Here is a 15,756-nt window from a genome sequence, read left to right on the forward strand (position 1 = left end):
CCTGCTCCTACAAGGCGTGCAGTTGCGCGCTTACGGGCTGTAGTAACCCACCGCTACCAGAAAATGCCCGCTCTTGCGCAGATAGGCATGCTTGTTTTCCACCTTGCCGGTCACCGGGTTTTTCCAGCGGTATTCATATTCTCCCTGACCCTGCTCCTTCATCAGTGCCAGGATCGGTTCACCCACGGGCTTGCCGTCCGGGTCCTTGATCTTGGCGAAGTCGGTGTTGATCAGGCGCAGGTTGGTGCCGTGGGCCACATAGCGCCCGGTATCCAGGTCGACCACAAACACATACAAGTCGTCCTGCAAAAAGCCGCCTTGCAGCGCATTGATTGCCTTCAACGTGCCGGCTTCGTTTTTCTCCAGTTCCCTGACTGCCTTGTCCCGCAGGGCCTTGGCCTGCTCGGGCGTAGCCCGGGGTAGGTAATAGCCGACGGCCAGGATGCGCTGGCCGATACGCTGGTAGAACACATGCTTGCGTTCCACCTTGCCGTCGTTCCAGTTCTGCCAGCGGTATTCGGCCTGTTGGATGCCATTGCCTTCCGGGATCTTCAGCGCGTCCTTGAACGACTGGCGCAGGTCCGGCCCGAGCACTTCGGACACGTCGCGACCGATCAGCGCCGAAGATGGGCCACCACTGGCCAGCAGCACGCCCTTGGTATCGACCACGAACACATAGCGGTCCTTGTCGACAAACTCGCCCTGGCGGCTGAAGGCGGCGAAGGCCTTGTCACCGTTGTCGTGGTAATAAGCCAGGGCCTTCTCCAGCAGCGCCTTGGCGGCCTGGGCGTCCTGTTCATGGGCGGTTGCGGCCTGGGCCTGGCTGAAACCCAGCAACAGCAGCAGCCAGGTGGCGCGGAGCATTCCCTTCATTACCCGTCCCTCGTTCTTGTGAATGTCCCAAGAGCGTAGACGGTTGCCCGGGGATTAGAACGGCTGGGTCGGCAGGTATTTTCCGTCCAGGGTAATGACCGCGCGGGAGCCGCCGTCCGGGTCTTCGACCTTTTTGATGTCTAGCTTGAAGTTGATGGCGCTGATGATGCCATCGCCAAACTGCTCGTGGACCAGGGCTTTGAGGGTTGAACCATAGACCTGCAGCATTTCATAGAAACGGTACACGGTCGGATCCGTCGGAATGCCACCGGGGATGCTGCCGCGCAGAGGCACGCTTTGCAGCAGACGGCTGGCGTCCGCGTCCAGGCCCAGTTTGGCGCACACCACATCGGCTGCGTCCTTGGGCAGCGGGTGTTGCCCGAGCAGGGCTGCGGTGACGAACGCCAGGCTCAGGCCGGTGCCGTCGCTGAGGTCCTGCCAGGACAGGTTTTTGCGGGCCTTGATATCAATCACGGTGTCGGCCAGGGCCAGGCGTGGGGTTTGGGACAATTGGGATTGCAGCATGATGACTTCCTCTTCGGTTAAATAAGGTTCAGGCGGCGTGTGCGCGGGTCTGTGGATTGTCCAGCAGGGATACAAAGCGAGCGGTGCGGCCATCCAGGGCGTTGATGCAGCCGCTTTCGATATCGTAGACCCAGCCATGCAGACTCAGCCGGCCCTGTTCAAGCGCCAGGGCGACGCTGGGATGAGTCTTGAGGTTGGCCAATTGTGCGACCACGTTTTCCCGTACCAGGGCGCTCAGTCGCTCTGCATCCGAGGCATGGGTACGTGCGGCGTTGATCACCTTGGCCGACTCGGCATGGCGCAGCCAGTTGGCCACGGCGGGCAAGTGATCCAGGCATTTGCAGGTGGAAATGGCCGTCATGGCGCCGCAGTCGGAGTGGCCGCAAATCACGATATCGCTGACCCCCAGCACGGCCACCGCATATTCGACCGTGGCCGAGACCCCGCCCGGCTCCGGGCCGTAGGACGGCACGATATTGCCGGCATTGCGGATCACAAACAGATCGCCTGGTTCCTGCTGGGTCAACAGCTCCGGGACTACACGGCTGTCGGAGCAGGAAATAAACAGCGTGCTGGGGTGTTGCGTGGTTGCCAGTTGCTTGAACAGGTCACTGCGCTGGCTGAAGGCTTCGCTCTGGAACTTGCGCAAGCCGTCGATGAGATGCTGCATGGTGTTTCTCCTTGCGTCGCTAATGGGGCAAGGATGGAAGTTTTTGGTTATAGCGTCCAAGACCGGATTATTATGGTTTCTATAAGTCATGCCTATAGTTGGAGTGTTTTGCATGCTGCTACGCCATATCCGCTACCTGCTGGCCGTCGCCGAGCACCGTAACTTCACGCGGGCTGCCGAAGCGTTGCATGTGTCGCAGCCGACATTGTCGCAACAGATCAAGCAACTCGAAGAGAACCTGGGGGCACCGCTGCTGGATCGTTCCGGGCGCAGTGTCAACCTGACCGACGCGGGCCAGGCCTATGTGCGGTTTGCCCGCCTGGCGCTGCAGGATCTGCAGGCGGGCACCCGGGCCATGCATGACGTGCAGGACCTGAGCCGTGGCAATTTACGCTTGGCCATGACCCCGACGTTCACCGCGTACCTGATCGGGCCGCTACTGGCCCAGTTTTATCAGCAGTATCCGGGGATCACCGTCAGCGTCGAGGAAATGCCCCAGGACCGTCTTGAGCGCGCGCTGACCGAGGATTTGCTGGATATCGGCATTGGCTTCAGCGGCGAGCACATGCCAGACATCGAATGCCAAGGGGTGTTTGTCGAGGAGTTGAGCGTAGTGGCCAGCGCCAGTCATCCAACCTTGAAGCGCAAACAGTGGCTCAAGCTGGCTGACTTCAAGCAGCAACCCCTGGTGCTGTTGAACAGCGGATTTGCGACGCGACGTTACATTGATGACTATTGCCGGACGCTGGAGATAACGCCGCAGATTGCCATGCAGGCCAATTCGATCAGTGCGGTGATTGAAATTATTCGCCATACCCAACTGGCGACGATCCTGCCCCGCGAGGTGGCCATGGCCCAGCAGGGCTTGCACGCGGTGCAACTGCGCCCGCCGTTGCCGCAGCGCACGGTGGCCCTGCTCAGTCGCAAGGGCGCTTATCGCAGTGCTGCATGCCGGGCGTTTGTCGATGTGGTGAGTGGGTGGCGAATGTTTAGTCATCCTGAAAGTGAACTCCATCAAGACTGAATTTAATGGCTTAACCCAGCGTGTGACGCTGGCGCTTATCTCTTCACTGTGATCCCTGCATGGACGGTTCCCCCGACACTCACCCCGAGGCCTTGCCTGGCGCCATCGCGCCGAGCCGCCCGGTGTGTCGGCTGGGCGTTGATGTATTGCCTTCTGAACTGGCCTTTTGGGCGCTGTGGCACTGCCGCCACGCCCGCCCGCCGGATACCGCTCCCTTACGCTGATTGCCCCCTCACGGGTGCGCCGTCGTGCGCGCCTGCCTGACGCATACGTAAGAGAGTTGCCATGAGTACCGTCTTTGCCAGCCTGCACGAAGCCCAATCGTTTCTTGACCAAAATCCCGATATCGAGATGTTCGAACTGTTCATCCTCGACAGCAACGGCGTGCCTCGCGGCAAGTTGCTGCACCGTGATGAACTGCTGGCGGTCTACGCCAGTGGCCGCCCGCTGCCCAGTACCATCCTGGGCCTGACCCTCAATGGCGACGACGTGGAAAACTCCGGCCTGGTGTGGGAGGTAGGGGATATCGACTGCCGCGCCTACCCGATCAGCGGCAGTTTGCAGCGCATGCCGTGGCGGTTGATTCCCACTGCGGCGGTGCAGGTCAGCATGCACCCGGTGGAGGGCTTGCCGGCGACGGTGGCTGATCCCCGGCACTTGCTGGCCAAGGTCATCGACGGGCTCAAGGCCGATGGTTATTACCCGGTGATGGCGGCGGAACTGGAGTTCTACCTGCTGGACCAGAAGCCCGACAGCAATGGCCGCCCGCAACCGGCGCGGGATATGGACGGCGGTCGCCCGCGCTCGAGCCAGGTCTATGGCCTGCGCGAGCTGGAGCAGATCGAGCCGTTTCTGGCCGACTTGTATAGCGCTTGCAAGCTGCAAGGCATTCCCGCGCGCACGGCGATCTCCGAATACGCGCCGGGCCAGGTGGAGATCACCCTCGAACACCGCAGCGATGCGTTGCAAGCGATGGACGAGGCGGTGCGTTACAAGCGCCTGGTCAAGGGCGTGGCCCACAAGCACGGGATGACGGCCTGTTTCATGGCCAAGCCGTTCGACGACCTGGCCGGCACCGGCATGCACATGCACGTCAGCCTGGCGGACGCCGACGGTAACAATCTGTTTGCCAGCGAGGCGCCCGATGGTACGCCGCTGCTGCGCCAGGCGGTGGGCGGGATGCTCAGTACTTTGCTCGATTCCTTGCTGTTGTTCTGCCCCAACGCCAACTCGTACCGACGCTTCCAGAGCAACAGCTATGCGCCGCTGGCGGCCACCTGGGGGGTCGACAACCGCACCGTGAGCCTGCGTGTGCCCGGCGGCCCGGCGTTTTCGCGGCATATCGAACACCGCATCTGCGGCGCCGATGCCAACCCGTACCTGGCGGCGGCGGCAATCCTCGCGGGGATCCACCGTGGCATTCGTGAGCAGCGCGATCCCGGCGCGCCAGTCACGGGCAATGGTTATGCCCAGGCTAAGGAGCTGCTGCCCACCGACTGGCTGACCACCTTGCGTGCATTGGAAGGTTCGACCTGGGCACGTGAAGCATTCGGCCAGGAGTTTCTCGGCGTGTACCTGGCGGTCAAGCGGGCTGAGTACCGGCAGTTCATGGGCGAGGTGGGCGAGCAGGACTGGCGCTGGTACCTGCACCAGGCGTGATGATGAAGCGCGACGCTTTCGACCTTTTTTTCACGAGCGGGTGGATAAGCTGAGGGTCCAGTGTCCGTAGAGACCGGTTCATCTACATGAGTCCCGTGATGTCGTCGCAACCCCCATCGTCCATCGAGGCTGAATTCGCCGCGCGCTGTGATCGTGACCACGCTCGGGTCTGCGGCGACCCGCGCCCCCCGACTTTACGGCGGCGCCTATGGTTATGGCGCGATGAGCGCCTGGTGCGCCAGGCCCTGAAAGTCGCGGGGGAGCCCGGGCTGCTGCTGGACCTGGCCTGTGGGGCGGGGCGCTTCTGGCCGGTGCTGGCCGAACACAGCAACCGTGTGATCCTCGCCTCGGACCCATCCCAGGCCATGCTCGATCATGCCCAGAGCCATCACGGCGCGGCATTTTTGCGCCGGATCAAGACGTTCCAGGGCTCGGCCTTTTCCATCGGCCTGTCGGCCAACGCGGTGGACTGCATTTTCTGCCTGGAACTGTTTCGCCACGTCCCCACGGCCGACGCGCGCCTGGCGCTGTTGCGCGAGTTTCACCGGGTCAGCCGCGACACGGTGATTGTCTCGGTGGACAGCGACAGCCGCCATCGTGAGCTCCACCCGCCAGGCACGGGGCAAGCCTTGCTGTCCCATCGTGTCGAGGTGGAAGCGGAGTTCCGCCAGGCGGGGTTCACGGTGCTCAATCAGCAAGAGTTCATGCCCGGCTCGACCTTGTGGCGGGTTTATGTGCTGCGCAAACGAGGATAACCCTCAGCTGTCGGGCTATTCTTCGTCTCCTGTCAGAGTTTTCATGATGGCTGGCACACTGCGGGTGCTCGAAAGTCCCTCTGGCGATATATACTGCGCGCCATTCTTCAAGGGAGAGCCGTGTGGCCATCGATATTCACTGGATCTGCGACAACGATAGCCTCGGCCAGCATTGCGCCGAATGGCAGCAGTTGCCATTCGTCGCCCTCGACACCGAATTCATGCGGGTCGATACCTTCTATCCCATCGCCGGGCTGATCCAGATTGGCGATGGTGTACGCGCTTATCTGATCGATCCCCTGACCATCGATAATTGGCAACCCCTGGCCGCGCTGCTGGAAAACCCAGCGGTGATCAAGGTGGTGCACGCCTGCAGTGAAGACCTGGAAGTGTTGCTGCGCCTGACCGGCAGCCTGCCGGCGCCGCTGTTCGACACCCAACTGGCAGCTGCCTACCTGAACCTCGGCTTCTCCATGGGCTACTCGCGCCTGGTGCAAGCTGTGCTCGACATCGAACTGCCCAAGGGCGAGACCCGTTCGGACTGGCTGCAGCGGCCATTGTCCGAGACCCAGGTCAGCTACGCCGCCGAAGACGCGGTGCACCTGGCGCAAGTCTACACACGGCTGCGCCCGCGCCTGTCCGACGAAAAATACGCCTGGATCCTGGAAGATGGCGCGGAACTGGTGGCCAACCTGCGTCGGGAAATCGACCCCTATGAGGTCTACCGCGACGCCAAGCTGGCCTGGAAACTGTCCCGTGCCCAACTCGCTGTGCTGCGCGAGCTGTGCGCCTGGCGCGAACAGCAAGCCCGCGCCCGCGACCTGCCACGCAACCGTATCCTGCGTGAACACTCGCTATGGCCCCTGGCCAAGTCGCAGCCGGATAACCTCGCGGCCCTGGGCAAAATCGAAGACATGCACCCGCGCACCGTGCGCCAGGACGGCGAGTTTCTGCTGGGCCTGATCAAACGTGCCGCCAGTGTGCCGATGGACCAATGGCCGCCGGCCGTGCCTGAGCCATTGCCGGTGGATGCCGCGGTGCTGATCAAGCAACTGCGCGCCCTGGGCCAAACCTTCGCCGAACGCCTGGACATGGCCCCGGAGCTGATGCTGCGCAAGAAAACCCTCGAGGCGCTGGTCAAGAGTGGCTACCCCGATGGGCCTTACCAATTGCCTGACTCGCTGCGTGGCTGGCGCCGCGAGTTGATGGGCCAGGCGCTGCTGGACAGCCTGGCCACTGCCGGAGAACAGCCTTGAAACATATTTGTTCCATCTACCGCAGCCCGAAACGCGCCGGCATGTACCTCTACGTGCTCAAGAGCGATGCCCTGGAGCGCGTGCCCGAAGGCCTGCTGACCGTGTTCGGCAAGCCGGTACACGCTTTCAACCTGGTGCTGACGGCGGAACGCAAGCTGCAGCAGGAAGATATCGTGGCAGTCCTGGCCAACCTGCAAAAGCAGGGCTACCACCTGCAGATGCCACCGCCGGACGATGAGTACATCGAACACCTGCCCGAAGAACTGCTGCGCCGTAACGACCCGATGTGATCGACCCGTGTCCCGCTCGGGACACGTTTGAATCGAATGACCTGGCGAGCCCCGAGCCCAGCAGTCAGTCTGCTGCCGGTGGTCGCCTGCACTGTTTTTGAAAGGTTTGAACCATGCGCGTTCTGATAGCAGAACAGGACCACCCGCTGTACGCCCGACTGCTGCGCGAAGCGGCGCCGGATATTGAAGTCCTGACCAGCGGCGACTCGGCTGAACTGTCACGCCTGGCCGCCGATTGCCCGGTGTGGCTGGGCCAGCCGGACCTGCTGGCAACCCTGCTGCGCCAGGGCCATCACCCGCAATGGCTGCAATCGACCTGGGCCGGTATCACGCCGCTGCTGGCCGATGGCTTGCCACGGGATTATCGACTGACCCGTGCCGTCGGCATTTTTGGCCAGGTGATGGCCGAGTACGTGCTCACCTACATGCTCGGCCACGAGCGCGAGGTGCTGGCGCGCCTGGTCAGCCAGGTCGAGCGCAAGTGGGACAACCGCATGGGCCAGAGCCTGGCGGGGCGCAAGGTACTGATCGTCGGCACCGGCGATATCGGCCAGAGCGTCGCGCAGTTCCTGCTGCCCTTTGGCGTGGAGTTATACGGCGTTGCCAGCCAAGCCCGGGAGCAGGCCCCGTTTCTCGAGGTGGCCGGGCCGGATCAACTGGGCCGGCTGGTGGGCGAGGTGGACTATGTGGTCAACCTGCTGCCCAACACGCCGAACACCCACGACCTGTACGATGCGGCGCTGTTCAAGCAGTTCAAGCCGACCGGCCTGTTCATCAACGTCGGCCGGGGCGTGGCGGTGGTGGATGCCGATCTGGTCGAGGCCCTGAAAGAAGGGCACCTGGCCGGTGCGGTCATCGACGTGTGTCGCCAGGAGCCTCTGCCCCAGCGCCATCCGTTCTGGACTGCCTGGGGCTTGTTGCTGACGGGCCACAGCTCGGCGCCGACCTGCCCGCGACGCATGGTGGCGCTGTTTGTCGAGAACCTTGGGGCATACCAGGCCAAGGATTCGCTGCGTGGCGAGGTGAGTTTCGAGCGCGGATATTGAACTCCCCCACAGGCTGCGTAGCCCGCATCTGATTTTATCGCTGACGGCATCGTGGGAGGCTCGCTGACCTTAATCAGGGAGGCCTCTCAATGTTCGATCTGCGTGCTATCCCCCCGCAAACACCTCTGTTTCCCGCGTCTTTGACTGACCGTGTCGCTGAAGGCGCCAGGCTTGCGCAGCCTGACCCTTTGCCGGCAACTGGCGCTGCTGGTGGCCCGGTCATCCCGACACAGGCCAAACCCAAGTCTGGCCTGCAGGCTGCCCTGGCCGACAGAGAAAACCTGAAGGTCCTGGGGCAAAAGCTCTTCGAGGTCGCCACGCGCCTGGGCGTAGATGCCACGCCGCAAGCTGTGCTGGCGGCGCTGGGCAGTACCCCGATGGGCATAGACCCTGGGTCGTCCTATCCGCTGGATGCCGGCAGCAGCATCACCCTGACGACCTTTATCCGGCATCTTGGATTTTTCCAGCCCACCAGCCATTTTCACCTTGCCAGCCTCGCCGATGCGGTCACTCAAAAAGCCCTGGAGCACCCACTTGGCGATCTTGGCGGCGGCTTATCGTGGCCGGTGCCTATCAGTCCTGATGAGCAACGCAGGCTGGGCGCGCTGGCTCTGGACCGGCTCGGTAATAAGGGGGTGCTGGATTACCTGAACGATCAGCAGCCCGTCGACCTGCAGGTACGCAGCAACCCCATCGAGGCCCTGCAATCGCTGATCAGTTGCGCGCCAGGGCAGCGGCTGGGACAGTACCTGCAAGAGCAAATGGATACAGTCGCTACCGACCGCAGTATCAACGACTATTTGCTGGCTGCCATTGCTGTGCAGATGGATCCCGAATCCATCACCGCGCCACATCGCACCAAGGTGGCGGGTTTTGACCTGGCAAGCGCTCGGCACTGGGGTAAACCCGCTTCAGTGGTGGTCGACGGGTTGCGCACGCACCTGAGCGCTAGTGGCAGGACCCGCCCGGAGATGGCTGGGGTAGGCGCCTATCTGTTGTTGGCCAGGATGGCCCCCGAGTTCCTGATCAAGGACATTCCCGTCAGTGTCACCTATGGCAGCTCGGCCTGGGTAAACCTGGCGGTTGCGGCGCGCACGATAGAAGCTCAATCGCCGGGCAAGGTACCGAACATGACTTTTGTGCAGGTCATGCAACAGGCCGAGAGTGCGGGCCTGGCTGATCCGGGCGTCACCTGGCGGGCGCAGAAGGCCGCCCTGCTGGACTGGGGGGTTGCCAATGGACTGCTGGAGCACCGGGATGATGAGGGCTACAGCGACCAGGAACTGAACATACTCAAAGACACCTTCAACAGCCGCCAGCGGCAAATGATCAGCGCCAGCCAGGCATTGGATAAGGCGATTCCCAGTCGAAAAGAGTTGGCGCTGGCCGAACTCAAGCGACGATTTGGCGACCTGGGCGGGTTGTTTGAAGAGAAACTGATCAGTACTACAGGCCATCCGCGAGGTGGTCCTGGAACGCCAGCAACCTACTTGCTTGGGCGCCATTCGCTGCTGGATATCGCCATGATGGACCTACCTTCGCCCGCCGTATTTGATTGCGCAGACAGCCGCATCCCCCTGGCCGAGTTGAACGCCAATCACCGATTTGGCACCACCGAGGCGTTCAACCAGCCGTTCGATGACACGATAAAAAATAAAAAGGCAGCTATCGGCATCACCATCAAGCATCTGGTCGCGCAGTTGCCGGTGGTCGATCGGGAGAACCTTGAGTATGGAAAGCTGACCTTCTATCAGAATCTATCCCACACCTTGGGCCTAGGCTTTACCGACAGAACCCAGCACCCCAAAGGCCAGGAACTGCTGCTGAAAGTTGAGCGCGAGGGAAAGCCTCCAGCAGCCTATGAAATCAACTTTGCCCAAGGGGTTATTCGGCCCGTGGATCTCTGGCGGGCGGCGCAGCGTAGTTCAAGAAATGCCAATGTCGTGTACGAGACCAAAGTGTTCAGCCCTGAGGGTGCCCCTCAGCAGAGAAATGAAAGAACCCCACGGGGTAACGGGTTGCTTGATAGCTTTGCGACGCCGCGTACTCAATACATTGCCGATGTATTCGTTGAGCATCTTGATCTGGATGACCCGCAGATAAAGGAACATGCCAGGGGGCAGACCACGCTGGACGAGCAGAAGGGCACAGCCAGGGCGGTTAAAGAGTTTGTGCTCAACCTTATTCCGTTGCGCTCGGCGATTGTCAATTTTCAGCAGGGCAACTACGGCGAGGGGGCTGTGGACCTGGCGCTGGACATCTTTGGCTTCCTGACTGCCGGCGCGGCAGTGGCGGGGAAACTGGGGCGGTTGGGCGGCGCTGCTGTCTCCGGGGTGACCAAGGTATTACGGGGGACGAAGATAATCGGTGTGGCCACGATTGGCGCGTTTAACCCCCTGGGAGGATTGGGCGACTTGGCCGTGGGCGGTGCGCAACTGGCCGGTAAAGGATTGTCCAAAGGTATCCAGGCGGTTAACAAGCTCAGGGGGAGCAGCGGCAGCTATGACCTATTGAAGGCGGTCAGTAGGGAGTCTGGTGTTGCGGCAACGGGCACCTACATAGTTGCAGGAAGGCGTATCGAAGGCGGCGCGGTGCTGCGCAACGGTAAATGGTATGCCTTCGATGTTGACAGGATACGGCCCTATGGTAGCCCCCTTGAAGGGTTTGTTGCCCAAACCACGGCCGTGGACGGCGCACTGGCCATGGCGCGTATTGCCCCGGGTAGCGAGCTGGGCAACCGGATGTTTGCCGAGTACAGCGTTGCGCCCTCGCGAATCGCCGGGCTTTCGCGCAACAGCCAGGGGGTTTATCTCGCCGCTGATGGCCATCTGTCTCATATCCGCCACATCGACAGTGCCGGTCAGACGGCGGTGTATGAAGTCCGGCAAGTCAGTCGTGCCGAGGACGGCACTGTCCAGGCACGGATCTATCACAATGGCCGGCAAACGCCGTTGCTGGTCGAGCATGTCCAGGGCGATCAATGGCGGCGGCTGACGCTGCGCGGGGCGGGGCCTGTGTCAGTCGCGGACGATCTGGGGCCGGAAATCGCGGCCGGTGGCGAGGGTGTGATTTACGCCAGCCGCGATGGCAAAAGTGTCTACAAGGATCTTGGGCCTACTTCACTGCAACCTTCGGCCAATTACCTCAACATGGAGGTGATATCGCTGAATAAATATTATGGCGATGGTTTTGCAAGAGGGATCATTGAGGACGGCTTTAAATACATAAAGATGCGCAAGCTTGATGGGGTGGCGCTCAGTCATTTTGAGAGAGGGAGTTTGCCGCCGCAAGCACGGTCCTTGCTGGATGATGCCCTGGCGCAAATGGAAGCGAAGGATATCTATCACAATGATCTGCAACTGAAGAACTTTATGTACTCGGCGAAAGACCAGAAGATCTACCCGGTGGATATGGATTCCCAGCCGTTGGAGTTCATGGTGCCGGTGGTGATGGCCGCGTATGTAAGTCAAAGGGAGGCGCTGCGCCAGGCCTTTGCGCGCCTGCTTGCCTGAGCGTCGTGATCTGCACCTTGGCGCTTTCAACAAGCTGCATACGCCAGGCGATGGCCTATGCAGCCGGGGGCTTAGAGCTTGAAGTCACCAGCAGATACCAACTCGCTCAACGGCCGGCGGGGGCTTGGGGCTTCCCGGGCCTGTAGGTAGTCGGCCAGGGTCGCCTTGTCCCCCAGCTTGCCCACCGCAACTGCCGCATGCAGCGCATAACCCTCGGGGATCTTCAGTTCCTTGCGGGTCAGCTCCTGGTCGAAGCCGGCCATGCCGTGGGTATGCCAGCCGCTGATGCTGGCTTGCAGCGCCAGGTGGCCCCAGGCCGAGCCGGTGTCAAAGGTGTGCCACAGCGCCGGGGTTTCTTCGCTGGCGCCGGGCACTGCGAAAGTGGTTTTCGACACCACGATCACCAGTGCGGAGGCATGTTGCGCCCAGCCACGGTTGAATTCATTGAGCAGGCCCAGGTAACGCTGCCAGTGCGGCGTATCGCGACGGGCATAGAGAAACCGCCAAGGCTGCGAGTTGTAGGCCGAAGGCGCCCAGCGCGCAGCTTCGAAGAAGCTCAGCAGGGTTTCCTCCGGAATGCTTTCCCCGGTAAACGCACGCGGCGACCAACGCTCGGTGAACTGCGGGTGGATCGGGTAATCGGCAACGCGTGGCTCAGTGCTCATAAGCGGATCCTGGTGAAAAAAACGGCTCTCAAAGCTACTGCGCCGCCGCGCGCCTGACAAGTCTTGCCCTACCGGCAGTCGTAAGCGCTTGGCCCCAGGGGGCTTGGGCACTAGACTGGCGGCCTTTTCACCTACCGATACTGATGTAGAGCCATGGCCGCCAAAGTCGAACCTTTCTGGATACGCAAAACCCTTGAGCACCTCGACCAGGAGGAATGGGAGTCGCTGTGCGACGGCTGTGGCCTGTGCTGCCTGCAAAAGCTTGAAGATGAAGACGACAACAGCGTCTATTACACGCGCATCGCCTGCAAATTGCTGGACCTGAAAACCTGCCAGTGCACCGACTACCCTAACCGTCGGGACTCGGTGCCCGATTGCATCCAGCTCACGCCGGGCCAGGCCGATCAGTTCAAATGGCTGCCGCCGACCTGTGGCTATCGCCTGGTCAGTGAGCGCAAGGACTTGCCGCTATGGCACCACCTGGTCTGCGGTGATCGCGACGCCGTGCACCACGAACGCATTTCCCAGTCCGGCCGCATGCTCAGCGAAGGCAGCGTGCCCGAGGACGATTGGGAGGATTACCTGATTTTTCGCGCAGGCTGAAAAGGAGAGCGTATGACGGTCCAAGCCAGGCTGGCGGCAAGCCTGCTGTTGCTGGGGTTGAGCACGTCGGCATGGTCGGCGAAAAAAGTCGACCTCGACTATCACGTCAAACTATTACCCCAGAGCGATCAGGCCGAGGTGCGCCTGAGCCTGTCCGAGGGCTCGGCGGTGCGCAGCCTGAACTTCGACCTGGGGCGCGACGGTGACTACAGCGACTTCCAGGCTGACGGCCAGTGGCAGGTCACGCCCGATACGGGGGCCCGGCGTGGCCTGTGGCAGCCGGGCGCGGACAAGGCCAGCCTGACCTACCGCGTGCGCCTGAGCCATGCGCGCAAGCCCGGCATCTACGAATCGCGCATGACCCCCAGCTGGGCGTTGTTTCGTGGTGAAGACCTGGTGCCTGCGGCCCGGCTTGACCAGCAGGACGGCGTGGAGTTGGTGTCGCGGCTGACCTTCGAGCTGCCGCCAGGATGGAAAAGCGTCGAGACCCCCTGGCCGCGGATCGGCAAGCACAAGTTCCGTATCGACAACGTGTCCCGTCTGTTCGACCGGCCCACGGGCTGGATGCTCGCCGGTAACCTGGGCAGCCGCCGGGTACGCCTGGGCGAAACTGAAATCACCGTGACCTCGCCCAAGGGCCAGGCCATGCGCCGCATGGACGTGTTGACGTTGCTGACATTCGTTTGGCCCCAGGTGCAAGCAGCGTTTCCCCGGCATCCGGCCAAACTGCTGGTCGTGGGGGCCAGTGATCCGATGCGCCGTGGCGCGTTTTCCGGGCGCGATTCGGTGTACCTCAATAGCCGCACGCCGCTGGTCAGCGAAAACGGCAGTAGCCCGTTGATTCGCGAAGTGGTGCAGGCCATCGGCCGGTTCAACGACCATCAGGGCAGCGATTGGATCAGCGAAGGGCTTGCCGAGTATTACTCCATTGAACTGCTACGCCGCGCGGGTGGCATCAGCGACGAGCGTTATGAGGCAGTACAGGCGCGCTTGAGCAAGGACGGCAAGGGTGTGACGACCTTGCGCGGCGAGCACGTCAGCGGCGCCACGGTGGCGCGGGCGGTGGTGGTGTTGCAGGAACTGGATCGCGAAATCCGCCTGAAAACCCACAACAAGCGTTCCCTGGATGACCTGACGCAGGCGCTGATGCGCCTGGACAGCATCACGACCAGGGAATTTGTGCAGTTGGCCGAAAGCGTGATTGGCGAATCCTCGGTGGTGCTCGACAGCAAACTGCTGCGCTGAAACTCAATGGTGCAAACACAGCTTGTGTAGGCACTGGGTTTGTGTGGGAGCTGGCTTTCTTGCGATAGCATCACCTCGGTCTGACTAAAAGACCGAGCCGCCTGCATCGCAGGCAAGCCAGCTCCCACACAAGTTGCGTCACGGGGTGGTTTTTTCGGCAGCCACTTGCGCGCGGGTCTTGAGGTTTTTCAGTTCTTCGCCGGCGCGTTCGATTTTTGTGCGTACGCTGTTCATATCCTGGCGGCTTTTTTCCAGCAGCGACTTGGCCGAGCTATGCCCGCTGATCCCGCGTGCCAAGGCCACACCGCCAATCGCCACTTGGATCAGGCCAAAGAAACCGCCCCGGCGAATGCCCTTGCCCATCATCACCACGCCACCGGCCAAGGAGCCAATGCGCTCCCAGCCTTGGACATTCTGGGTCGGCTGGGTTTGGAACGGCGTCGATTCAATTACAGGGTTGAGGGTTTTGCTGTCGCTCATGGTCTGTCTCCAACAAAGGGCCATTGATATGCAACTGACTGCCGGCAGTTCGTGGATGTTCCCGCCAAATCAGTACTTGGGGCCCGAACGGGTGTTATTGCCCTTGGCCAGGCGATCGTAGAGCACCACGTTGACCGTGGCCGCGAGGTTCATGCAACCGGTGGTCGGGATGTAGATCACGTCTTCGCACCAGTCGCGGATCTCTTTGTCGAGGGAGCCGTCTTCGGGGCCGAAGATATAAAGCGCGCGATCCGGGTGGGTGTATTCGGGCAGCGGGCGGGCGCCGTCCACCAGCTCGACGGCGACCGGGATGCAGCCCAGGGGCAGGATCTTTTTCAGGTCGTCGATACCGATCAGCGGGATATCGTGGTGGACCTTCTTGGTATCGGTAATAAAGTCCCGGGCCCGCTCATAGCGTTTACCGGTGTAGAACACCGAAGCCACGCCATAGCAGCCGGCGGCGCGCATGACCGAACCGACGTTTTCGGGGGATTTGGGGTTGTACAGACCGATGCAGCTGTAGCGTTTATTGCCCACGGGAGAGGGTGCCTTCGAGAAAAACCGCAATTATACGGGGATTGCTCGAGCAGCGGTCGCTATAGAAATGGCGTGTTTGGGCGATTGTCATCGCGCCGCATCGCCGCGATGACGTCGTAACGTTCAGCGACGACCGTCAGTCGTCCTTCTTCATCAGCCCCGCCAACGCCGCAAACGGGTTGTGCGTGGCCTTGGCAATGGTCGGGCTGCTGGTGGAGCCTTCGCCGAAATACTGCTGGTCGGTGTAGCGCGAGTGTTCGTTGTCGTGGCAGTACAGGCACAGCAATTCCCAGTTGGAACCGTCCTGGGGATTGTCGTCATGGTTATGGTTGCGGTGGTGCACGGTCAGTTCGCTGAGGCGCTTGCCGGCAAATTCACGGGCGCAGCGGCCACATACGTGGGGGTACATTTTCAGGGCTTTGTCGCGGTAGCCCATTTCCCGGTCGCGCTGGGCATCGGCGAGGATACGGTCCAGCTTGGCGGTGTGGGAGGGCGGGTTGCTTGAGCTCATCATGGCTCCTGTTTTTAGTGGATCACGGATGGCGTTGATTCTAGCTGCTCGCGGAGCAATAAGCCCTTGGCTTTTTCAGTCCGGGCGCCGGGCGGCGATTGGGCG

The 15,756-nt window shown here is 61.7% G+C and carries 16 protein-coding genes; 9 read left to right on the plus strand and 7 right to left on the minus strand.

The genetic code is table 11. From position 1 onward, the window contains the following. Nucleotides 1-30: 30 nt before the first annotated feature. From ACO77H_RS06700 to ACO77H_RS06710, 3 genes are read right to left on the minus strand one after another with little or no spacing between them, the layout of a single operon-like run. Nucleotides 31-873, minus strand: coding sequence for a cache domain-containing protein (locus ACO77H_RS06700; protein ID WP_169955554.1), 843 nt, complete (start codon nt 871-873; stop codon nt 31-33). A gap of 54 nt (nt 874-927) precedes the next feature. Then, entirely contained in the window at nt 928-1,398 is a 471-nt protein-coding gene (gene cynS / locus ACO77H_RS06705) for a cyanase (RefSeq protein WP_057958800.1), read from the minus strand. A 28-nt stretch (nt 1,399-1,426) separates the two neighbouring features. Then, nucleotides 1,427-2,068 carry a carbonic anhydrase gene (locus tag ACO77H_RS06710; RefSeq protein WP_057958801.1) on the minus strand — a complete coding sequence of 214 codons (642 nt, stop codon included), beginning with the start codon at nt 2,066-2,068 and terminating at the stop codon, nt 1,427-1,429. A gap of 112 nt (nt 2,069-2,180) precedes the next feature. Here ACO77H_RS06710 and cynR point away from each other — a divergent pair, with 112 nt between their 5' ends. From cynR to ACO77H_RS06745, 7 genes are all read left to right on the plus strand, one after another. Continuing rightward, nucleotides 2,181-3,092: a transcriptional regulator CynR gene (gene cynR, locus ACO77H_RS06715; RefSeq protein WP_169955555.1), complete on the plus strand. Its 912-nt coding sequence runs from the start codon at nt 2,181-2,183 to the stop codon at nt 3,090-3,092. A gap of 285 nt (nt 3,093-3,377) precedes the next feature. Beyond that, a complete protein-coding gene (locus ACO77H_RS06720; protein WP_170043247.1) occupies nt 3,378-4,751 on the plus strand; it encodes a glutamine synthetase family protein in 1,374 nt (457 codons plus the stop codon). Nucleotides 4,752-4,849: 98 nt separating this feature from the next. Further along, nucleotides 4,850-5,506 (plus strand): class I SAM-dependent methyltransferase, encoded by a 657-nt coding sequence (locus tag ACO77H_RS06725; RefSeq protein WP_169955557.1) that lies wholly within the window; start codon nt 4,850-4,852, stop codon nt 5,504-5,506. Between the two features lie 122 nt (nt 5,507-5,628). After that, nucleotides 5,629-6,762, plus strand: a complete 1,134-nt coding sequence (gene rnd / locus ACO77H_RS06730; protein WP_169955558.1) for a ribonuclease D — start codon at nt 5,629-5,631, stop codon at nt 6,760-6,762. Continuing rightward, nucleotides 6,759-7,052 carry a YcgL domain-containing protein gene (locus ACO77H_RS06735; protein ID WP_169955559.1) on the plus strand — a complete coding sequence of 98 codons (294 nt, stop codon included), beginning with the start codon at nt 6,759-6,761 and terminating at the stop codon, nt 7,050-7,052. The genes rnd and ACO77H_RS06735 overlap by 4 nt, the downstream gene beginning before the upstream one ends. Before the next feature lie 113 nt (nt 7,053-7,165). Further along, a complete protein-coding gene (locus tag ACO77H_RS06740; RefSeq protein WP_169955560.1) occupies nt 7,166-8,098 on the plus strand; it encodes a D-2-hydroxyacid dehydrogenase in 933 nt (310 codons plus the stop codon). Between the two features lie 89 nt (nt 8,099-8,187). Next, a complete protein-coding gene (locus ACO77H_RS06745; protein WP_432755177.1) occupies nt 8,188-11,610 on the plus strand; it encodes a hypothetical protein in 3,423 nt (1,140 codons plus the stop codon). Between the two features lie 71 nt (nt 11,611-11,681). Here ACO77H_RS06745 and ACO77H_RS06750 read toward each other — a convergent pair whose 3' ends face one another. Then, on the minus strand, nt 11,682-12,275 hold the full coding sequence (locus ACO77H_RS06750) for a nitroreductase family protein (protein WP_169955562.1): 594 nt from the start codon (nt 12,273-12,275) through the stop codon (nt 11,682-11,684). A 153-nt stretch (nt 12,276-12,428) separates the two neighbouring features. Here ACO77H_RS06750 and ACO77H_RS06755 point away from each other — a divergent pair, with 153 nt between their 5' ends. Both ACO77H_RS06755 and ACO77H_RS06760 read left to right on the plus strand, forming a co-directional pair. Next, entirely contained in the window at nt 12,429-12,878 is a 450-nt protein-coding gene (locus ACO77H_RS06755; protein WP_029292333.1) for a YcgN family cysteine cluster protein, read from the plus strand. Between the two features lie 12 nt (nt 12,879-12,890). Continuing rightward, nucleotides 12,891-14,123, plus strand: a complete 1,233-nt coding sequence (locus ACO77H_RS06760) for a hypothetical protein (protein WP_432755178.1) — start codon at nt 12,891-12,893, stop codon at nt 14,121-14,123. A 138-nt stretch (nt 14,124-14,261) separates the two neighbouring features. On the opposite strand, the gene ACO77H_RS06765 is transcribed toward ACO77H_RS06760, so the two are convergent. From ACO77H_RS06765 to ACO77H_RS06775, 3 genes are all read right to left on the minus strand, one after another. Beyond that, nucleotides 14,262-14,603, minus strand: a complete 342-nt coding sequence (locus ACO77H_RS06765) for a YgaP family membrane protein (RefSeq protein WP_169955564.1) — start codon at nt 14,601-14,603, stop codon at nt 14,262-14,264. A 69-nt stretch (nt 14,604-14,672) separates the two neighbouring features. Next, nucleotides 14,673-15,140: an RNA methyltransferase gene (locus tag ACO77H_RS06770; protein ID WP_032863501.1), complete on the minus strand. Its 468-nt coding sequence runs from the start codon at nt 15,138-15,140 to the stop codon at nt 14,673-14,675. Nucleotides 15,141-15,276: 136 nt separating this feature from the next. Beyond that, complete coding sequence (locus tag ACO77H_RS06775) at nt 15,277-15,651, minus strand: YajD family HNH nuclease (RefSeq protein ID WP_038448187.1); 375 nt, start codon at nt 15,649-15,651, stop codon at nt 15,277-15,279. Nucleotides 15,652-15,756: the final 105 nt, after the last annotated feature.

The organism is Pseudomonas sp. WMBT8 (assembly GCF_050916005.1).
Lineage (GTDB): Bacteria > Pseudomonadota > Gammaproteobacteria > Pseudomonadales > Pseudomonadaceae > Aquipseudomonas.